The sequence below is a fragment of the Citrobacter sp. RHBSTW-00859 genome (assembly GCF_013729795.1).
In the GTDB taxonomy this organism is placed as follows: domain Bacteria; phylum Pseudomonadota; class Gammaproteobacteria; order Enterobacterales; family Enterobacteriaceae; genus Citrobacter; species Citrobacter braakii.
In genome coordinates this window covers 1,635,784-1,656,355 of sequence record NZ_CP056284.1, presented here as the reverse complement: position 1 = coordinate 1,656,355, position 20,572 = coordinate 1,635,784, and the positions used below count along the sequence as shown (strand labels likewise).

Genomic DNA, 20,572 nt, shown 5'->3' with positions numbered 1-20,572 from the left:
CCTTTTTATGAAGCGAGTGAGTCGAAGGGACTTTTCCATCCCAACAGGCGTGAAATATCCCTGGCGCAGGCAATCGCTTTACCGGCCAGATAATCACGGTTCTCTTCGTTAATTTGCAGACGAGTGCCGACCACTGAAATCGCGGCGGTCAGTTCATTGTTAGCGTTAAAAACAGGCGCTGCGACGCAGCGAACATCGGGATAATCTTCGCCATTATCAAAGCTCCATCCACGCTGTCGAATACGCTCCAGCTCGTCATTCAACTGCTGTGGCCTGGTGATCGTGGTCGGCGTTGCCTGTTCCCATATCAGCTGTTCAATAATGGCTTTTCGTGCGGCTGCCGGTTGCCAGGCCAGCAGGCATTTGCCGATACCCGAGCGATAGAGCGAAAGACTTTTCCCTTCGTGGGAGCGCACGCTGATAGTGGATGACGATTCCACTTTCAGAATGTAATACGCGCTTTCGTGGTCGATGATCCCGAGATGGCAAAGTAACCCTGTCTCATCCATCAACTGTGTCAGCCGTGGACGCGCCAGTTCACGTAAATCCATCTTGCTCAGCGCATGCCCGGACAGCTCAACCAGCTTGGTCCACAGGCAGTAATTTTCCTGATGATCAATGCTGATAAAGCGCTGACGCTTCAGTTCATTAAGTAACAGGTACGCGGTGCTTTTTGGAATACCCAGCGCCTCTATGATGGTGGCGGCGCTACATGGGCCGATACGCGCAATGAGATTGAGTATTTCGATCGCCCTGGTGAGCGCGGGAACTTTGCTTGATTCCAACATACTGGACTCCAGTCTGAGATACTGGAATCAGTGTGGTAGGTTAAGGGGGTTAAAATTGTGAAGCGCATCAAATCCTCTCGTTCTTCCAGCTGGCTGGAGAAAAAACGAGCATAATTGTGAACTAACGCACGGATTTTTTTACAGAGAGTACAACAGGTTGGACTGATAACGGGAAGGCCAGAATGCCTTCCCATAACAAGCGCGTGAGAGAGTGCAAGTCAGGAAGACAGCGTCAGGGATTCAACCACTTCTATCCAACCGTGTTCGCTGGCAATATCCTGCCCGTTGAGCCAACGGCGCAGCATATTGAGCGCCATCATTGCGCACACTTCCTGACGCACCGACAAACTATAACGATTAGCGTTCAGCCGTACGCGTAAGGCATGCGTTCCATCAGGCGTTGCCAGCGCAAAGTTAATATGTTCGTTTTCGAAAGCCGATACCGCCAGCGCCAGCCCGGCATAATGGTTGCCGCGTCGTTCGGTTATCCAGTGTGCCGTTTGCGCCAGCGTTTCTTCCTGGGGCGGAACCACTTCGCTCGCTAACAGCGGAGCATTCGCGCGCGAAAGCTGCAGCGCCACCAGACCACCGGTGAATTGTTCGCTTAGCGTCAGGCTGTATTGCCGTTCCTGCAACGTGCGGGCGATTTGCGCGGGTAAACCTTCCGTACCTTCGAAAATCATATTCTGCCCGGCAACCCGCTTAACTTCTGGCCACAGCGCCAGCATCGCTTCCCGTTGGGAATCCGGCCCGGTCAGCTTTAGTTCGATAATCGGCATTGACGAGCGGTAGCCCATTGTCACTCCCGGAGGCAATTGCAGCGGATTCAGGCTCTGCGCCAGCTCGCTTTCAGAACGACCAAAGGTGGTTAATCGCAGGCATAGCGGGGGTTGAGACAGCGAAAAACGCTCACGCAAACGCGGCAGGATCTCATGCTCAACCATGACTTTAAATTCTGATGGCACTCCTGGGGTAAAGAACATCAGGCAGCGGTTAAGCTTCAGGGCAAACCCACACGCGGTTCCTACCGGATTATTGATGAATTCCGCACTGGCAGGTAGCTCAGCCTGTTTGCGGTTACTCGGTGCCATCACGCGTCCACGATCGCGAAAATAACGCGCCATCTCGGCGAGCCATGCTTCATGCAGCACCAGCCCTTCACCTTTTGCCGTGGCCGCCGCCAGCGCGCTCAAATCATCGCTGGTTGGTCCCAGACCGCCGTTAACGATCAGTACATCGGCATGTTCGCTACGCTCACGCAAAACGGCGACCAAATCATCAAGATTGTCACCTACCGTGTTGCGACGGGTTAGCGGTAACCCCTGATTAAAGAAAAAATCGGCCAGCCAGGCGGCATTCGTGTCGACGATTTGTCCGTGCAACACTTCATCCCCGGTGGATAGCATCTCCACGTTTAACATCGTGTTCTCCTGCTTTTATGATGAAAACACTATAACGCATGGAGGGGGGAAGGCGCGACTGAACGCCGCGCCGGAAAAATCAGAAACTCGCGTTAACCCCAACGTACGGGCCGTCAGCAATCGCGTTATCGCGGTTACCGTCTTTGCCTGCCAGGTTCAGGTAGCGATAACCGGCTTCAATGCTCAGCGGACGCATAATGGTCAGACGCGCACCTGCATTCGCTTCTTCATAGCTGTCGATACCGCTGGAAAGAGAATCGGGAGAGTAATAATACTCGCCAAACAGGCGGAGGCTGTCGCCAATCGGCCACTGCAAACCGCCACCGACCGCCGCCGCGTAACCCTCGTCACCATCATTCGGGTTAGTATAAATGCCTTTCCCACCGACCGTTGCCAGCAGCGGACCGAGAGGAATATTCAGACCCAGTCCCAGACCGGCCGCATCGCCGTCGTCATCGTTATGCATCCAGTTACCGCTGACGGCCAGACCGGTGGTCTCAGTACCCATACCGAAACTCAGGTTGGTGTAGTCTTCGCCAGCCTGGCCGCTGATGCTAATCGCGCTCGCCGACGCGGAAACAAACAGCATTCCGGCAAAACCCAACATTAAACTTTTTTTCATTTTCTATCCTTTCCAGCAAGAATCAAAACATAGCCCCAAAACCGGTGAATTGTACTGTCAGATCACGAGGAATCAATGCACTAAAAAAGCGATGCAATAACATATTGTAAGCAAATACTACTCACAAGATTTAGATAAGGTTAAATTCTTGTAGCAATTACGCCACTGATGGCAGCAGAACGCCATTTTCTACAAACATCCTGTTTTCCCTGCCAAAGCGGCGTTATTCGTCGATGAAGCGTTTTTTCTACCGCCAGCAAAAGGTAAGATGCGTGCACGATGGAATTTTCTATACCTCCCCCTACAAGGATTCGACTTATGCGCCAAAGAACAATTGTTTGCCCATTAATTCAAAACGATGGCTGTTATTTACTGTGCAAAATGGCAGACGACCGCGGTGTGTTCCCCGGTCAGTGGGCGCTTTCTGGCGGCGGCGTTGAACCGGGTGAACGTATTGAAGAAGCTTTGCGCCGTGAAGTAAGAGAAGAGCTGGGCGAACAACTAGTGTTATCAGACATTATGCCATGGACCTTCAGTGACGATGTTCGCACCAAAACGTACGCCGATGGCAGTCAGGAAGAGATTTATATGATTTATCTCATCTTCGATTGTGTGGCGGCTAATCGTGAAGTGAAGATTAACGAAGAATTCCAGGCATTCGCCTGGGTTAAAGCGGAAGATCTCGGCTCTTACGATTTAAATATCGCCACGCGTAAAACGTTAACCTTGAAAGGGTTACTGTAAGTTATCATTTTAATAGCGGCATTGCGCTCATCAGTCTGCAGATAACAGCAATGTCGCCCAAACTACTCAAGAACCTACATGATCTTTTTTTCATTAAGATAAATAAAAACACGCTATTCCTCTCTCTTTCCCAAACCTTAAACTCTTAAGGATAAATTAACCTTCCGTCATTACTCTTTGAAGCCTGATGAAATAATTAACGACGCCCCTATTTATCACTAAAAATAAAACGTCGGTGGCGTTAAATGGCTTGAAGGAATAATGATGTCTGACTTTTTGCCTTTCTCTCGCCCGGCAATGGGGGCTGAAGAACTTGCTGCTGTGAAGACGGTTCTGGACTCTGGATGGATAACCACCGGCCCGAAAAATCAACAGCTGGAAGAAGCCTTCTGCCAGCTCACGGGAAATCAACACGCCGTCGCCGTCTGCTCCGCAACGGCAGGAATGCACATCACGCTGATGGCGCTGGACATCGGTGCAGGCGATGAGGTCATTACACCGTCAATGACGTGGGTTTCTACCCTCAACATGATTGTCCTGTTGGGTGCGACGCCAGTCATGATCGACGTCGACCGCGATACGCTCATGGTCACACCGGAGCAAATTGAGGCCGCCATCACCCCGCGAACCAAAGCCATTATTCCGGTACATTACGCAGGCGCCCCCGCCGACCTGGACGCGATTTATGCCATTGGCGAACGCTATGGCATTCCGATTATAGAAGATGCGGCCCACGCCGTAGGGACGTTGTATAAAGGTCGTCATGTCGGCGCGCGCGGCACGGCAATATTCTCGTTTCACGCCATCAAAAATATTACCTGCGCCGAAGGCGGGTTGATCGTTACCGACGACAGCCAGCTTGCCCAACGGCTTCGCAGCCTGAAGTTTCACGGTCTGGGCGTTGATGCCTTTGATCGACAAACCTATGGCCGGGCGCCGCAGGCCGAAGTGCTTGCGCCAGGGTACAAGTACAACCTCACGGATATCAATGCCGCCATTGCGTTGGTACAGCTAAATAAACTGGAACACCTGAACTCACGCCGGGCGCAAATTGCCCGCGAGTATCAACAGGCGCTGGCCGATACGCCATTTCAACCACTGAGTCTGCCCCAGTGGGCGCACGTTCACGCCTGGCACCTGTTCATCATTCGCGTTGACGAAGCCCGCTGCGGTCTGAGCAGAGATGCCTTAATGGAAGCGTTAAAGGCCAAAAATATCGGCACCGGTCTGCATTTTCGTGCGGCCCATACGCAAAAATATTACCGCGAACGCTTCACTACCCTTTCGCTCCCCAATACAGAATGGAATAGCGCGCGCATTTGCTCACTGCCGTTATTCCCCGATATGACCGCCGATGACACCCAGCGGGTAATTACGGCACTTCGCGAGATTGCAGGACAATAACCATGTTTGAAGCAGCACCGATCAAAAAAGTCTCGGTGGTCATTCCCGTTTTTAATGAACAGGAAAGCTTGCCAGAGTTAATCAGACGTACCAGCGCTGCCTGCGAAAAATTGGGCAAAGACTATGAAATTCTGCTAATTGATGACGGCAGCAACGACCATTCCGCACAGCTGATGATGGATGCTTCCCAGGCACCGAACAGCCATATTGTTTCTATTTTATTGAATCGCAATTACGGGCAACACTCGGCGATTATGGCCGGTTTCAGTCATGTCACCGGCGACGTGATCATCACACTGGATGCCGATTTGCAAAACCCGCCGGAGGAGATCCCACGGCTGGTCGCCACCGCAGATGAAGGCTTCGATGTGGTCGGCACGGTACGTCAGAACCGTCAGGACAGCGTATTTCGTAAGACCGCATCGCGAATGATTAACCATCTGATTCAGCGCACCACCGGTAAAGCGATGGGCGACTACGGTTGCATGTTACGCGCTTATCGCCGCCATATCGTCGATGCCATGCTGCATTGCCAGGAGCGCAGCACCTTTATCCCGATTCTGGCCAACATTTTTGCCCGGCGCGCTACGGAAATCCCGGTACACCATGCAGAGCGTGAATTTGGTGACTCCAAATACAGCTTTATGCGTCTGATCAACCTGATGTATGACCTGGTGACCTGTCTGACCACAACGCCACTTCGTATGTTGAGCCTGTTGGGCAGCGTAATCGCCGCCACTGGCTTTACCTTGTCTATCCTGCTTGTGGTTCTGCGTCTGACGCTCGGTCCACAGTGGGCCGCGGAAGGGGTATTCATGCTGTTTGCCGTCCTGTTTACCTTTATCGGCGCACAGTTTATTGGCATGGGTTTACTCGGCGAATATATCGGTCGCATCTATAACGATGTCCGCGCCCGCCCCCGCTATTTTGTTCAACACGTTATCCGCCCACAAACCACGCAGCCAACCGAGGAAAACCGCGCATGAAAGCCATCGTATTTGCCTATCACGATATGGGATGTCAGGGTGTCCAGGCTTTGTTGGATGCCGGTTATGAAATCGCTGCCATTTTTACGCACACTGATAATCCGGGCGAAAAAGCATTTTTTGGATCGGTTTCCCGCCTTGCCGCCAGCGCCGGAATTCCGGTTTACGCCCCGGACGAGGTCAATCATCCCTTGTGGATTGAACGCATTAGCCAACTGGCGCCGGATGTTATCTTCTCGTTCTACTATCGTCATTTACTGAGTGATGAGATCCTCAGTCTTGCGCCTGCGGGGGCTTTTAATCTGCACGGTTCGTTGCTGCCGAAATACCGTGGTCGCGCGCCGCTGAACTGGGTATTGGTCAATGGCGAAACCGAAACCGGCGTCACGCTTCACCGCATGGTCAAACGCGCGGATGCTGGCGCCATTATTGCCCAGCAGCGCGTCGCTATTTCGCCGGATGACGTGGCGTTAACGCTGCACCATAAATTGTGCCAGGCTGCGCGTCACCTGCTGGAACAGGCACTGCCCGCGATTAATACCGGGGATTATGCAGAACGCCCCCAACAGGAAGCAGATGCTACCTGTTTTGGTCGCCGTACACCGGAAGATAGCTTCCTCGACTGGAACACACCTGCCGCGGAGTTGCATAACCAGGTCCGCGCCGTCAGCGATCCGTGGCCGGGCGCACACAGCTATGTCGGTACACAAAAGTTCACCGTCTGGTCATCGCGCGTTTGCGTAAATGACTCAGCGACCCAACCGGGTACCGTCATCTCCGTTTCTCCTTTGCTGATCGCCTGTGGCGATGGCGCCCTGGAAATTATTACCGGACAAGCTGGCGATGGTATTGCAATGCAAGGGTCGCAACTGGCGCAGGTTCTGGGCCTGGTTCCAGGCTCCCGCCTGAACAGTCAATCAGTTACCACCACTAAACGTCGTACACGCGTGCTGATCCTCGGCGTCAATGGCTTCATTGGTAACCATCTGACCGAACGCCTGCTGCAAGAAGATCATTACGAAGTGTATGGGCTCGATATTGGCAGTGACGCCATTGGACGTTTTCTGCAGCATCCGCGATTCCACTTCGTCGAAGGCGACATCAGCATTCACTCCGAATGGATTGAATACCATGTTAAAAAATGCGACGTCGTGCTGCCGCTGGTGGCGATCGCAACGCCAATCGAATATACCCGCAACCCGCTGCGCGTATTTGAGCTCGATTTTGAAGAGAACCTGAAAATCATTCGCTACTGCGTGAAATACCATAAGCGCATCATTTTCCCGTCAACGTCCGAAGTCTACGGCATGTGTACCGACAAAGTCTTCGATGAGGACAGCTCGAATCTGATCGTCGGTCCGGTGAATAAACCACGCTGGATCTACTCCGTTTCCAAGCAGTTGTTGGACCGCGTAATCTGGGCGTACGGCGAAAAAGAGGGATTGCGCTTCACCCTGTTCCGCCCGTTTAACTGGATGGGGCCGCGTCTGGACAGCCTTAACGCCGCGCGTATCGGCAGCTCACGCGCCATTACCCAACTGATCCTCAATCTGGTGGAGGGTTCACCGATTAAGCTGATTGAAGGCGGCAAGCAAAAACGCTGCTTTACCGACATTCGGGATGGTATCGAAGCCCTGTACCGCATCATTGAAAACGAAGGCGGACGCTGCGACGGTGAGATTATCAACATCGGTAATCCGCAGAACGAAGCGAGTATTCAGGAACTGGCAGAAATGCTGCTTACCTGCTTTGAAAAACATCCATTGCGTAGCCACTTCCCGCCGTTTGCCGGTTTCCGTGACGTCGAAAGCAGCAGCTACTATGGTAAAGGTTATCAAGACGTTGAACATCGTAAGCCCAACATCCGCAATGCGAAACGCTGCCTGAACTGGGAGCCCACCATTGAGATGCAGGAAACGGTAGAAGAGACGCTGGACTTCTTCTTACGCAGTGTGAATATCACGGAACACACATCATGACCCAAGTCGGCTTGCGCATAGATGTCGATACTTTCAGGGGGACGCGCGAAGGCGTACCCCGCCTGCTGGAGACATTGAACCGACATAACGTGCGGGCAAGTTTTTTCTTTAGCGTTGGACCGGACAACATGGGACGCCACCTCTGGCGTCTTGTGAAACCACAATTTCTGTGGAAGATGCTGCGCTCAAACGCCGCATCACTTTACGGATGGGATATATTGCTGGCGGGAACCGCCTGGCCGGGAAAAGAGATCGGCCAGGCCAACGCGGCGATCATTGCGCAAACCGCCCTGATTCATGAAACCGGTTTGCATGCCTGGGATCACCATGCCTGGCAGGCGCGAAGCGGAAACTGGAATGATAAACAGCTGATTGATGATATTTCACGAGGCATCACGGCCCTTGAAACTCTTATCGGACAACCCGTCACTTGTTCTGCCGTTGCCGGATGGCGTGCCGACGATCGCGTCGTCCACGCCAAAGAAACGTTCCATCTGCGTTATAACAGCGACTGTCGGGGAACGTCGTTATTCCGTCCGGTGCTGACATCCGGGAAAACAGGTACGCCGCAAATTCCCGTCACGCTACCCACCTGGGATGAAGTGGTTGGTCAGGAAGTCCAGGCGGTGGACTTCAACGCTTACATTCTCTCCCACATCCAGATGAGCAGAGGAACACCGGTGTATACCATTCATGCGGAAGTTGAAGGCATCGCCTTTCAGCAGAATTTTGACGAGCTGCTTACTCGCGCCGCAGACATGGGGATAACATTTTGCCCGCTCGGCGACCTGTTACCGGACGATGTCAGTTCGCTGCCAACAGGGCAGATCGTGCGTGGCAAAATACCCGGCAGAGAGGGATGGGTCGGCCGCCAACAACCAGTGAGTGTGACAAGATGAAACTTACTGTCCGCTACACCCTGGCATTTATCGCTTTTATTGCGCTGTATTTTATTCTCCCCATCAACAGTCGCCTGCTGTGGCAGCCTGATGAAACGCGCTATGCCGAAATCAGTCGGGAAATGCTGACCTCTGGCGACGGGATCGTTCCGCACTTTTTAGGGCTGCGGTATTTTGAAAAACCAATTGCCGGATACTGGTTAAACAGCATCGGGCAATGGCTGTTTGGCGCCAATAATTTTGGCGTCAGAGCAGGAGCCATTTTTGCCACTTTGCTGACGGCGCTAATGGTAGCCTGGCTTGCCATGCGGTTGTGGCGGGATAAGCGCACCGCCGTACTCTCTTCGGTTATCTTTTTAACGTTTTTTTCGGTTTACAGCATCGGTACCTACGCGGTACTTGATCCCATCATTGCGCTCTGGCTAATGGCGGGCATGTGCTGCTTTTGGGAGGGGATGCAAGCCACCAGCAGAACGCGCAAAATTACCGCCTTTCTGCTGTTAGGGTTAACCTGCGGCATGGGCGTGATGACCAAGGGTTTCCTGGCACTCGCCGTTCCTGTACTCAGCGTACTGCCGTGGGTTTTCGTACAAAAGCGCTGGAAAGATCTCATTATCTACGGTCTGCTGGCAGTAGTCGGTTGCATCGTGACTGTGCTGCCTTGGGGAATAGCGATTGCCCGGCGTGAGCCGGATTTCTGGCATTACTTCTTCTGGGTCGAGCATATTCAACGTTTCGCGCGGGAGGATGCCCAACATAAGGCCCCCGTCTGGTACTACATTCCGGTATTGGTGGCAGGCGCATTACCGTGGCTCGGGCTGCTCCCCGGCGCGCTGCGTACGGGCTGGCGTGAACGGGATGTTCCGCGCAGCGCACTGTACCTGCTGAGCTGGTTTATCATGCCAATCCTGTTTTTCAGCATTGCGAAAGGAAAACTGCCGACCTATATTCTTTCCTGCTTCGCGCCGCTGGCAATATTGACGGCGCGTTTCGGCCTGCAGGCCGCGCAAAAAGGCGCAACCGCGCTGCGCGTGAATGGCTGGATCAACGTTCTGTTCGGCGTGACCGGCATTGTCGCCACGTTTATTGTTTCTACACTGGGTCCATTAAAGACGCCGGTCTGGTCGCATATCGAAACCTATAAGGTGTTTTGTGCGTGGGGCATTTTTATCATCTGGACGCTCTTTGGCTGGTATACGCTAAATAACCGCGAGAAGAACTGGACGTTCGCAGCGTTGTGTCCATTAGGCCTGGCACTGTTGTTTGGCTTCTCCATTCCTGACCGGGTGATGGAATCTAAACAGCCACAATTTTTTGTCGAGATGACCAAAGAGTCGCTGGAGTCGAGCCGTTATATTCTCACCGACAGCGTTGGCGTCGCCGCGGGGCTGGCCTGGAGCCTGAAGCGTGACGACATCATAATGTACGGACAAACGGGCGAGTTAAAATATGGCCTTAACTACCCGGATGCCCAGGGGCGTTTTGTCGGTCGGGGGAACTTTGCCGAGTGGTTAGCGCAACATCGTCAGCAAGGAAACATTACGCTCGTGCTCACAATTGATAAGGATGAAGATATTAATCGACTTGCTATCCCTCCCGCTGACTATATCGATAATCAGGGGCGTCTGGTCCTGATTCAGTATCGGCCGAAATGATCTGGATAGCCTTAGTTCTCGCCAGCCTGCTCAGCGTCTGCGGTCAGTTATGTCAGAAGCAGGCGTCGCGACCCGTTCCCGTTCGAGCGCGAAAACGCCACATTACGCTATGGATTGGGCTTGCTCTGGCAAGTCTCGGTCTGGCCATGCTGCTATGGCTGGCGGTGCTGCAGAACATTCCGGTCGGCATCGCCTACCCCATGCTGAGTCTTAATTTTGTATGGGTGACTCTGGCTGCCTGGAAAATCTGGCGCGAACCCGTCACCCCGCGCCACTGGCTGGGAGTGGGGTTAATCATCACCGGCATCTTTATTCTTGGGAGCGCGGTGTAATGGGCATCTTTTGGGGATTATGCAGCGTTATTATCACTTCAGCCGCCCAGTTGAGTCTTGGCTTTGCGATGGATAATCTGCCGCCAATGCTGCAGCCGCAGCAATTCATTTCCGCCGTATTCTCTCTTAGCGTCGGCGCATTTGCTTTGTATGCCGGACTGGCAGGGTATTTACTGTCGGTGATTTGCTGGCATAAAGCGCTGCACCAGCTCGCACTGAGCAAAGCGTATGCCCTGCTCAGCCTGAGCTATGTACTGGTGTGGGTTGCATCAATGATCCTGCCCGGCTGGCAGGGAATATTTTCAGCGAAAGCGCTCGCCGGAGTGCTGTGCATCATGGCAGGGCTACTGACGATTTTTTTACCTTCACACCAGTGCCAACCCTGAGATTATTTATCTTCAGACAGTCGTAACAGGCGTTCCCATTCCTCGCACGTGTACTGTCTGGCATCAATTATTTTGATTAACCGTGAGGTATCGCGATTAATGCAATACAGTGCATCTTTCAGCGGTGAAAGGAGGTCTCCGGGCTTAACCCACTCGGAAGAGTGCGCCTCAGCCAGCATCTTTAGCGAACCGCCGCCATCACAAAGTACGATATAGAGCCTGCCTGCTTTTTTGTGACAGCAAGACTTCTTCACATGCCATTCCATAGCGCACCTTTTGTTAAAAAATTTCACAACAGGTTACACATTAGCAGATAAACAAAATGACAATAGCGACTCAATAGCGAAAGTGAGAAATGTAATTACTGTTTGCTTAATTTTAAGAATGAAGCACTTACCCAATCTGACAGCGCACGACGAGAGATTTTAATCCCTCCGGATTTTAGTTCGGGTGGCAATGTCAGCCAGCATACCGGTTGCTGAAAGCGGGCCAGCTTATCTTTCACCCACTCTGCCAGATTGGTGTCACCCGCATTGGTGTCATACTCAACGACCGCCACCGGGCGATGACCAAACTCTTTGTCTTCTATCGGCACAATGAAGGCTTGCAGAACATGCGGATGCGCAGCAATCACGCGTTCCACCTCTTCCGGCTGTATGCCTTCCCCGCCGCTAAAGAACAGATTGTCCATCCGACCGACAATGGTTAACTTGCCGTCCTTCAACACCCCGCGATCGCGGGTGGCAAACCAGCCTTCCGCGTTTACTAAAGGAATCAGTTGCCCGTTACGCCAGTAACCTTGCGCCATGCTGGCGGCACGCAGCCAGACTTCACCATCAACGATTCTGACTTCTCTGCCTGCCAGGGGCGACCCCACATCTGCCAGGCCATCCGCTTCTTTCGCACAGACCGTAGAAGCAAACTCCGTTAAACCGTAACCGCACCAGCAGCGAATCCTTTGCTCGCGCGCCTGTTCCGTCAATTCAACAGGAATTGCCGCGCCACCCAGGAGCACTGCTTTGAGCGTTACCGCCGTTTTGTTGACCAGCAGGCGCCACAGCTGCGTGGGCACCAGCGAAGCATGAGTGCATCCAGCCAGCATTTGCTCCAATGGTTGCTTGTCGCGCACGGTCATTCGTGCCCCGGCAAACAACCAACGCCACAAAATACCCTGGCCGGAAACATGAAACAGCGGCAGCGAGAGCAGCCAGTCATCTTCAGCATCAAATGGCATTAATGACAGCACGCCCTGCGCGCTTGCCAGATGAGCCTGACAGGTATGCACCGCTGCCTTTGGCAATCCGGTAGAACCTGAGGTTAACGTCATCGTGCTCAACCGCTGGGGTAACCACGCGGCGGCATGCTTGCCTGGCACTGCCTGCATCTGCAACGGATGGAGTCCCGCGAGAACATTAGCTGCCTCAAGATCCAGCGCAAAACGCAGCGTTAAGTCCGGGACCAGCGCGTCAAGCAGCGATTGAGGCAGCTGCGGGTTCACAGGTAAAACCCGCGCCCCACATTGCAGCAATGCCAGCCAGGCCAGCAAAGCACGCGGATGATTCCAGGCGCGAAGCAGGACGCCATCGCCCTCTTCCACGCCCTGAGCGGCAAAACCGCTGGCCAGATGGTCAACGCGCGTGCAGAGCTCGCTCCAGCTTAATACTTCATCGTTGAGGCGTAGAGCAGGCACCTCTGCACGAACCTGTCGCCAGTGACGCCACGGCCAGTCATCGGGTTGTACCAGGCCCGATATGCTTACGCTATCGGGCATTTCCCGCTGGGTCATAGCAGGCGTTCCAGCGCATCAACATCGATACACGGCAATGCGCTACCCGGCCAGGTGCGTACCTGCTGGCACTGCATCAGGCTCAGGGTATCCAGCCCCGGAATGGTCTGCGGCGTCAGCCAGGCGGCAATTCGCGCCAGTTGGGTTAAGCCCAGGCTCGACTCGATCGACGAACTAATAACAGCGGTGAGACCAAGTGCATGCGCCGCTTCCACCTGTTCGCGCACTTTATCGAGACTGCCCGTCAGCGTAGGTTTGATAACCACTGCCTTGACGCCCTCTTCGGCTTCGAAGATGAAATCCGCTTCACGCAAGCTTTCATCCCAGGCAATGGCAATGCCGGTTTCACGCGCAAAAGCACGAGAGTCATCGCGGGTTTTGCATGGCTCTTCGAGAAAAGCGATGCGCCCGCGGTACTCTGGATTAACGTACTTCGCGAACTGCTGGGCTTTCAACTGCGTCCAGGCTCGGTTGGCGTCAAGTCGCAAATGCAGCTCCGGGATAGCCTCAAGCAGCAGGTTGGCGACCATACCGTCGCGAACCGCTTCATACAGTCCGACCTTTATCTTCGCTACTTTTTCACCCGGCATGTCCGCCAGTTGCAGTACCAGATCATCAGGATCGCCCGTACACAGCGGCGCTGCACGGTAGTCTGCGTCTTCTGGCAATGCGCCAGCCAGTTCGGCCAGCGCACAGCTTGCGCCAAAGGCGACCGAAGGCAGCTGCGGTAAGGAAGAATCCCCCTGTAGCCAGCCGTTGACCCAGGCCAGCAGCTCGGTTTGCGCCTCTTCCCAGCTCTCCTGACTGAAGCCCGGCAGCGGGGAGATCTCTCCCCACCCTTCGCGCTCGCCGTCATAAAGGCGAACGTACAGCCCGTCACGCGTTTTTAACCGCCTGTCGCGCAGAATCACCCCCGCGTCCATGGGGATCTGCCAGCGGTATACCTGCGCGCTACGCATTACGGATTCCGTTTAAATTTGCTGAAATCCGGCTGACGTTTCTGGTTAAAGGCGTTACGGCCTTCCTGACCTTCTTCCGTCATGTAGAACAGCATGGTGGCGTTACCCGCCAGCTCTTGCAGACCAGCCTGACCATCGCAGTCGGCGTTCAGTGCAGCTTTCAGGCAGCGCAACGCCATCGGGCTGTTTTGCAGCATTTCACGACACCAGCGTACGGTCTCTTTTTCCAGATCGGCCAGCGGAACCACGGTGTTTACCAGGCCCATATCCAGCGCTTGCTTCGCATCGTACTGACGGCACAGGAACCAGATTTCACGCGCTTTTTTCTGACCGACAATACGCGCCATGTAAGAGGCACCCCAGCCGCCATCGAAGGAACCGACTTTCGGACCGGTCTGGCCGAAGATGGCGTTTTCAGCCGCAATGGTCAGGTCACACATCATGTGCAGCACATGGCCGCCGCCGATGGAAAAGCCTGCAACCATCGCCACTACCGGCTTCGGACAGGTACGAATCTGGCGCTGGAAGTCCAGTACGTTCAGGTGATGCACACCGGAATCATCCTGGTATCCGCCGTAGTCACCGCGCACTTTCTGATCGCCACCTGCGCAGAACGCTTTGTCGCCAGCACCGGTCAGAATAATCACGCCAATGTTGTCATCATAGCGAGCATCCGCCAGCGCCTGGATCATCTCTTTCACGGTGACCGGACGGAAGGCATTGCGTACCTGCGGACGATTAATGGTGATCTTTGCGATACCGTCGGTGGATTTCTCGTAGAGAATGTCGGTGTAGCCTTCAGAGCAATCGTGCCATTCTATCGGTGCGTAAAGCATTGTTTCATCAGGATAGATCATAAAATGTCCTATAGTCAGCGATGCAGAATCTGAGCCAGACAGTCCACCACGTCAGCGGGATTGTCCCGATGCGCGTTGTGTCCGGCATTACGAATCACATGGCTTGGTACGGATATTTCCGCCGCCAGAGCGCGGAATTTATCGTCACGTTCACCACATAAATAATAAAACGGAAATGTGCGCTTAGTGAGTTGCGCACGTAAATCAGGTTGTACGGCCAGCGAGGTGGCCTCCAGCATCGCCGCCAGCGTATGCCCGTTATTCTGGCTACGCATTGCGACCAGCGCTTCTCTTTGCGCCGCATTCAGCGAGGAAAAAACCGGCTGTTGATACCAGTCAATAAACACCTCGCACAACGGCTCAGCGCGAAAACGCGCAGCCCAGCGACCATCAGAGAGGCGACGCTGAACGCGCGCCTCCTCACTTTGCAAGCCTGGATGTCCACCTTCAACCACCAGACCGCACAGTCCTGGCATCTCCTGACAAGCCGCCATCATCGCGACTCTGCCGCCAAGAGAGTAACCTACCAACCAGTATTTAAGTATGTTGTAACTAAGCAGTGTGTTACGCAGCAAAGCGCTTACGTCGTCGAATCCGCTCACGCTGATGTCAGCGGAGCCACCGTGTCCCGGCAGGTCGATATACAGCCGCGAATAATTCTTAAACGCTTCGCCAACCGTCTGCCATTCCCGACAATCACCGGAAAAACCGTGCAGGAAAACCAGCCAGGGAAATCCCGTCTGACCCACTTTCGCCTGCGCGTGCAGGATCATAGATGGCTTACCTGTGCCAGCAGTTGCTGCAGGGTTTGCGCCCCATCAGTTTCGTTTACCACCAGCTCAATCACCGTTGCCGCCGGAGTACGCCAGGCGTTAGTCAGCGCGCTCTCCAGTTGCTCCCAGTTTTCCGGGCGCTGGTATTTAAGGTTAAACATGGCGGCAGCATGCTCAAAATGCACGTTCTGCGGCATCAGGTAGAACCGTTCGCGTTCGCTTGCTGGCGTCGGCAACAGGGAAAAAATTTGCCCGCCGTTATTATTGACCACTATCAGGACAAACGGCGCGGAAACCTGGCGCAATAACGCCAGCGCATTGAGGTCATACAGCGCAGATAAATCGCCGACGATAGCCAGCGTCGATTTCGCGCTGGCGCGCTGTACGCCTGCTGCCGTTGACAGCAGGCCGTCAATGCCGCTCGCGCCACGGTTGCTATAGACCGGGTAACCCGCCGGAAGCTGCGACAGCGCATCAATCAGGCGCACCACCAGGCTGTTGCCTACGAACAGTTGCCCCTGCTCCGGCAAGTATTCGCGGATACGGTGGGCTAATTGCGCTTCACCAAACGCGTCGCGACGGGCTTCTACCGCCTGCCAGGCCAGTTGTGCCAGGCGTGGGATCTCCACGCACCAGGGCTGACGTTTCTCCGCCGGATGCAGCTCCAGCCAGTCGCCAACCGTCGCTACCAGTCTGCGCCCACGATGGTGAGCCGGATCGAGGCGGCCTTCGATATTATCGACAATCCAGTATTCCTGCGGATCACAGCTGGCCTGCCATTGCAGGAGCCGTTTTCCGGTCAGGCTACTGCCAAGCTGCACCACAATCTGCGCCTGCTGTAATTCAGTGACCGCTTTCGCATTTCCCAGCCACAGGTCGGCGCACGGCAAAGGTTGTCCGGTTTGTGACAGAACATCGCCAATCAGCGGCCAGCCTAGCATCTGCGCCCACTGCGCAACCTTTTTGCCCTCTTCCGCGCTCATGCGGCCTGCAACAACAACGCCGCGTTTTTGTCGCCAGAAAAACCAGTCACGCTGTTTGTCGCTTTCCAGCCGACGCGACTCACGCAGCCAGGGTTTATCATCCTGCCACCAGTCGCCAAGGCGCTGCTGCCAGTCAATCCCCGTTTCGTCCATGTCGCCATACAGCGGTTCCGCAAATGGGCAATTGATATGAACCGCCCCGCTATGCAGCGCAGCTAAGGCGTTATCAATGGTGGATACCAGCCAACTAGCCGGAATGTTCTGGGTCGGGCGCGGTAAAGAGAGCGTTTGCGATGGATGCGAGGCAAACATTCCGGCCTGACGAATCGCCTGGTTAGCGCCGCAGTCGATAAGCTCAGGAGGTCTGTCAGCCGTGAGTAGAATCAGCTTTTCACCGGTCAGGCCCGCTTCAATCAACGCGGGATACAAATTTGCCACCGCCGTACCGGACGTCACAATCACAGCGACAGGCTGCCGGCTGACTTTTGCCAGACCTAAGGCCAGATGCCCAAGGCCACGCTCATCAAAATGAGTATGGTGAATAAAAGCGGGGTTTTCCGCAGCCGCCAGAGTCAACGGTGTAGAACGAGAGCCAGGGGCAATGCAGACATGCCTGACGCCGTGGCGAGTGAGTGCTTCCAGAATGACCGCCGCCCAGCGTCGGTTAAATGCGCTTACTGACATGAGATTGTCCGGTATCAATATTGCGACACAGTATAAAGAATCGAATAAATGGATTTTTGATATGAGTCGGTAATATACAACTCATTACCCTTCCATCTGTAATAAAGTGCGCAGTCCTGCCGCTTTATTGTCTATTTCTTGCCATTCCTGTTCAGGATCTGAACCACGCACGATCCCTGCCCCGGCATACAGGCGTATCACATTTTCACTAATTTTCGCCGACCGTAATGACACGCAAAACTCGCTTTGGCGCAGAGAAAGGTAACCCGCAGAACCGGCATACCACTCGCGTTCAAACGGTTCATTTTGTTGGATAAATTCACGCGCCAGCTCACGCGGAATACCTGCGACTGCCGCCGTGGGCTGGAGCTGCATCAGACAAAGCGTATCATCAGCCTGATTCAGTTCCGTCCAGATACAGCGGCGCAGGTGCTGCACTTTGCGCAGTCTAAGCACCTGCGGCGGCAGCACATCAAGAGTTTGCGTACAGCCTTGCAGACGCTGGCAAATATCTTCGACCACCAGCATATTCTCGCGCTGGTTTTTATCATCTTTCATTAGCCATTCCCCCAACTGCCAGGCCCGATGATCCTCAGGGTGGTTGGCAACGGTTCCCGCCAGCGCCTCGGTGCGCAGCGCCGTGTCACGCCGCCGATACAGACGTTCAGGGGAAGAACCAAGAAACGCACACTTTGCGGAGAACGCCATAAAGAAATGGTAGCAGTTCAGGTTTAGACGACGACTGGAAGCCATCACGGCCGCGGCGTTAACCGACTGAGAAAACTGTAAATCGGTCGCCCGCGCCAGCACGACCTTATCGAGCTGTTCCCTATTGATCGTTTGCGTGGCGAGCTTTATCAGGTCTATCCAGCCAGTTTTATCCGGCCAGTTCTGTTCTCCCGTCAAACGCAGACGCAATGCGGGCAGCGGCTTTACGTTGGCGAGCGATGAGATAAACGCCACCGCCTGCGCGGCGTCTTCACGCAGCGACACGTCGCTAAAGAGATGTAAGCGTAAGCTTGCCACTCCGGCGCAACGTCGCCACTCCAACCGTGGCAATAACAAATGGCCGCGCTGAGGCTCAAAGGCATTCAGGCCCCAGATACGCAGGTCAGGATTATCATTATGCTGATGTAAAAAATGCTGGGCTAATTCGAGCGAGGAAAATGTAGCAACAGCGCCCAGTACGGCGGCTTCTTCATCGCCATTACGCTGTTGCCAGTAAAACTGGGGCCAGACAGGTTGACTGGCCAGCCATCCTAAAGCGTCAAACGCATCATTCAGTGGGAAAGGGATATCGTAAATACGAATTCCAGGTGCTGCTGGTATCTCTTGCGACAAATGACGCATCAGACTTTCCAGCGCAGTAGTGATTGAATGCACGCGGACCTCTCCCTGTTAAAAACCTCACATTATACGGGGTACTGAGCAGAAAAAGCAGTACCCCCAGTTAGGGAGTACGTACAAATGCGCTGACGGAATGGAATTTATCGCCGTGCTAACAATAATCCCATCACTAAACCGACCGTGGCGCCAACGCCGATTCCGCGCCAGGGTTTTTCATGCACATAATCATCCGCCCGGCAAACGGCTTTCTTTGCGCGGTAATAGTAGCTGTCAGAGGCGTGGCTGACACGATTTCTCACCTCTTCTAACGCCCGCTCTGCCCGCGCTTTTAACTCAAGGTATTTTTGATCGGCTGGATCGCCGGAAGAACGCAGCACCTCCTCCAGCGTTTCACTCAATAATTCCAGATCGTCATCGATACGTGATTCATAAGAATGAAAAGACATTTTATTCTCCCTTTCTATTGACGTACCCGCTAACTATAGACAATCAGGCGTGTTTGCGCCTGTTTACGCCTGATGTGCTTCCCGCGCCATTCCGACGTGTGGAATACCGTCTTCGTCATAAATATCCGTGACCGGCACAAAGCCAAAGCGCGCATAGAATGATTGCAAATGTGCCTGCGCCCCCAGATACAGCGCCTTGTGCGGCCAATGCTGCGTACAGGAGGCCAGCGTCTGAGTCATTAGCTGTTGCCCCAATTTTTCACCCCGCAGCGCTTCGCTTACAATCACCCGACCAATGACGACCGGCTCAAGCTCATCATCGCTTTTCAAAATCCTCGCATACGCCACCAGTTCATCGTTATGCCAACCCAGAATGTGCCGGTTTTCACCACTGAGGTCATCACCATCCACATCCTGATACGGACACCGTTGCTCAACAACAAATACCGCACAGCGAAGCTCAAGAATGGCGTACAGCTGCTGTGTATTGAGCTTTGCATGGTGGAGATCTTGCCAGTGAATCATAGTCTGCCCCTTTGTTGTGATAACCTGAACACCCTGCCTTATTGATGGCGAAAAGTGTAACGCGAAGATGGAATTACTATTTTTAGGCACGTCTGCGGGAGTCCCCACGCGCTCACGCAATGTAACGGCAATTTTACTGAATCTGCAACACCCGACTCAGGCGGGGCTGTGGCTTTTCGATTGTGGTGAAGGAACGCAGCATCAGATGCTGACCACGCCATTTAACCCTGGAAAACTCGAGCGTATTTTTATCAGCCATTTACACGGCGATCACCTGTTTGGTTTACCGGGGCTGCTGTGCAGTCGCTCAATGGCCGGGAACGTCCAGCCACTGACGCTTTACGGACCAAAGGGATTGCGAGAGTTTACCGAAACGGCTTTGCGTTTGAGCGGCTCCTGGACCGATTATCCGCTGGATATTGTCGAAATCACCGCGGGTGAAATTGTTGATGACGGCCTGCGTAAAGTAACGGCGTACCCGCTGGAGCATCCGCTGGAGTGCTACGGTTTTCGTGTTGAAGAGCACGACAAACCGGGGGCACTTGACGCCAGCGCCTTGAAGGCGGCTGGTGTTAAAGCGGGCCCGTGGTTCCAGGATTTGAAAGCCGGGAAAACCATCGTGCTGGAGGATGGTCGAGCGATTAACGGTGCCGATTTTCTCGGCCCTGCCACCAGAGGAAAATCTGTGGCTATTTTCGGCGACACAGGACCTTGCGCGTCCGCCATTGAACTGGCACGCGGTGTGGATGTGATGGTACATGAAACCACACTGGACTCCTCAATGGAGGAAAAAGCCAACAGCCGCGGTCACAGCTCGACCCGACAAGCCGCCCAGTTGGCGCTTGAGGCCGGAGTGGGACGCCTGATCATGACCCACGTTAGCTCACGCTACGATGAAAAAGGCTGTCAGCGGTTACTCGAAGAGTGCAAAGCGATATTTCCAGACACTGAACTGGCTCACGATTTCGCCATTTTCACCGTTTAATGCTCCATTTT

General features: G+C 54.0%; 21 protein-coding genes. 9 read left to right on the top strand and 12 right to left on the bottom strand.

The features are described 5' to 3' along the window. Positions 1-5 precede the first annotated feature (5 nt). From HV302_RS08240 to HV302_RS08230, 3 genes are all read right to left on the bottom strand, one after another. Positions 6-788, bottom strand: a complete 783-nt coding sequence (locus HV302_RS08240; protein WP_016153810.1) for an IclR family transcriptional regulator — start codon at positions 786-788, stop codon at positions 6-8. Positions 789-1,006: 218 nt separating this feature from the next. Continuing rightward, entirely contained in the window at positions 1,007-2,209 is a 1,203-nt protein-coding gene (locus tag HV302_RS08235; protein WP_181627185.1) for a nicotinamide mononucleotide deamidase-related protein YfaY, read from the bottom strand. A gap of 79 nt (positions 2,210-2,288) precedes the next feature. Continuing rightward, the gene (locus HV302_RS08230) at positions 2,289-2,831 is read right to left on the bottom strand and encodes a YfaZ family outer membrane protein (RefSeq protein ID WP_016157029.1); all 543 of its coding nucleotides are present in this window, start codon (positions 2,829-2,831) and stop codon (positions 2,289-2,291) included. Between the two features lie 318 nt (positions 2,832-3,149). Between HV302_RS08230 and nudI the strand changes: the two genes are divergently transcribed. From nudI to arnF, 8 genes are all read left to right on the top strand, one after another. Beyond that, positions 3,150-3,575 (top strand): nucleoside triphosphatase NudI, encoded by a 426-nt coding sequence (gene nudI, locus HV302_RS08225; RefSeq protein ID WP_181627184.1) that lies wholly within the window; start codon positions 3,150-3,152, stop codon positions 3,573-3,575. Positions 3,576-3,839: 264 nt separating this feature from the next. Next, positions 3,840-4,979, top strand: a complete 1,140-nt coding sequence (gene arnB, locus HV302_RS08220) for a UDP-4-amino-4-deoxy-L-arabinose aminotransferase (RefSeq protein ID WP_047416290.1) — start codon at positions 3,840-3,842, stop codon at positions 4,977-4,979. 2 nt (positions 4,980-4,981) lie between these two features. Then, on the top strand, positions 4,982-5,965 hold the full coding sequence (gene arnC, locus HV302_RS08215) for an undecaprenyl-phosphate 4-deoxy-4-formamido-L-arabinose transferase (RefSeq protein ID WP_141895440.1): 984 nt from the start codon (positions 4,982-4,984) through the stop codon (positions 5,963-5,965). Next, positions 5,962-7,944, top strand: a complete 1,983-nt coding sequence (gene arnA, locus HV302_RS08210; RefSeq protein ID WP_181627183.1) for a bifunctional UDP-4-amino-4-deoxy-L-arabinose formyltransferase/UDP-glucuronic acid oxidase ArnA — start codon at positions 5,962-5,964, stop codon at positions 7,942-7,944. Before arnC ends, arnA begins: the two co-directional genes overlap by 4 nt. After that, entirely contained in the window at positions 7,941-8,843 is a 903-nt protein-coding gene (arnD, locus tag HV302_RS08205) for a 4-deoxy-4-formamido-L-arabinose-phosphoundecaprenol deformylase (protein WP_016157033.1), read from the top strand. Before arnA ends, arnD begins: the two co-directional genes overlap by 4 nt. Next, positions 8,840-10,498 (top strand): lipid IV(A) 4-amino-4-deoxy-L-arabinosyltransferase, encoded by a 1,659-nt coding sequence (gene arnT, locus HV302_RS08200; RefSeq protein ID WP_181627182.1) that lies wholly within the window; start codon positions 8,840-8,842, stop codon positions 10,496-10,498. Before arnD ends, arnT begins: the two co-directional genes overlap by 4 nt. Continuing rightward, positions 10,495-10,830: a 4-amino-4-deoxy-L-arabinose-phosphoundecaprenol flippase subunit ArnE gene (gene arnE / locus HV302_RS08195; RefSeq protein WP_016153819.1), complete on the top strand. Its 336-nt coding sequence runs from the start codon at positions 10,495-10,497 to the stop codon at positions 10,828-10,830. Before arnT ends, arnE begins: the two co-directional genes overlap by 4 nt. After that, positions 10,830-11,216, top strand: coding sequence for a 4-amino-4-deoxy-L-arabinose-phosphoundecaprenol flippase subunit ArnF (gene arnF / locus HV302_RS08190; protein ID WP_181627181.1), 387 nt, complete (start codon positions 10,830-10,832; stop codon positions 11,214-11,216). The genes arnE and arnF overlap by 1 nt, the downstream gene beginning before the upstream one ends. A gap of 2 nt (positions 11,217-11,218) precedes the next feature. Here the strand turns inward: arnF and pmrD are convergent, their stop codons facing one another. From pmrD to HV302_RS08145, 9 genes are all read right to left on the bottom strand, one after another. Then, positions 11,219-11,482: a signal transduction protein PmrD gene (gene pmrD / locus HV302_RS08185; protein ID WP_047416297.1), complete on the bottom strand. Its 264-nt coding sequence runs from the start codon at positions 11,480-11,482 to the stop codon at positions 11,219-11,221. Positions 11,483-11,577: 95 nt separating this feature from the next. Beyond that, the gene (gene menE, locus HV302_RS08180) at positions 11,578-13,002 is read right to left on the bottom strand and encodes an o-succinylbenzoate--CoA ligase (protein ID WP_181627180.1); all 1,425 of its coding nucleotides are present in this window, start codon (positions 13,000-13,002) and stop codon (positions 11,578-11,580) included. After that, positions 12,999-13,961 (bottom strand): o-succinylbenzoate synthase, encoded by a 963-nt coding sequence (menC, locus tag HV302_RS08175; RefSeq protein ID WP_181627179.1) that lies wholly within the window; start codon positions 13,959-13,961, stop codon positions 12,999-13,001. Before menC ends, menE begins: the two co-directional genes overlap by 4 nt. Continuing rightward, positions 13,961-14,818: a 1,4-dihydroxy-2-naphthoyl-CoA synthase gene (menB, locus tag HV302_RS08170; RefSeq protein WP_019077285.1), complete on the bottom strand. Its 858-nt coding sequence runs from the start codon at positions 14,816-14,818 to the stop codon at positions 13,961-13,963. The genes menC and menB overlap by 1 nt, the downstream gene beginning before the upstream one ends. Positions 14,819-14,832: 14 nt before the next feature. Then, a complete protein-coding gene (gene menH / locus HV302_RS08165) occupies positions 14,833-15,591 on the bottom strand; it encodes a 2-succinyl-6-hydroxy-2,4-cyclohexadiene-1-carboxylate synthase (protein WP_181627178.1) in 759 nt (252 codons plus the stop codon). Then, entirely contained in the window at positions 15,588-17,258 is a 1,671-nt protein-coding gene (gene menD / locus HV302_RS08160; RefSeq protein WP_016157038.1) for a 2-succinyl-5-enolpyruvyl-6-hydroxy-3-cyclohexene-1-carboxylic-acid synthase, read from the bottom strand. The genes menH and menD overlap by 4 nt, the downstream gene beginning before the upstream one ends. 84 nt (positions 17,259-17,342) lie before the next feature. Further along, positions 17,343-18,641 carry an isochorismate synthase MenF gene (menF, locus tag HV302_RS08155; protein WP_131379697.1) on the bottom strand — a complete coding sequence of 433 codons (1,299 nt, stop codon included), beginning with the start codon at positions 18,639-18,641 and terminating at the stop codon, positions 17,343-17,345. 104 nt (positions 18,642-18,745) lie between these two features. Further along, positions 18,746-19,051, bottom strand: coding sequence for a stress response protein ElaB (gene elaB / locus HV302_RS08150; protein ID WP_003027683.1), 306 nt, complete (start codon positions 19,049-19,051; stop codon positions 18,746-18,748). A gap of 63 nt (positions 19,052-19,114) precedes the next feature. After that, complete coding sequence (locus HV302_RS08145) at positions 19,115-19,576, bottom strand: GNAT family N-acetyltransferase (protein WP_016153827.1); 462 nt, start codon at positions 19,574-19,576, stop codon at positions 19,115-19,117. 67 nt (positions 19,577-19,643) lie between these two features. On the opposite strand from HV302_RS08145, the gene rbn reads away from it, so the two are divergent. Continuing rightward, positions 19,644-20,561, top strand: coding sequence for a ribonuclease BN (rbn, locus tag HV302_RS08140; RefSeq protein WP_016157040.1), 918 nt, complete (start codon positions 19,644-19,646; stop codon positions 20,559-20,561). The last annotated feature ends 11 nt before the right edge of the window (positions 20,562-20,572 follow it).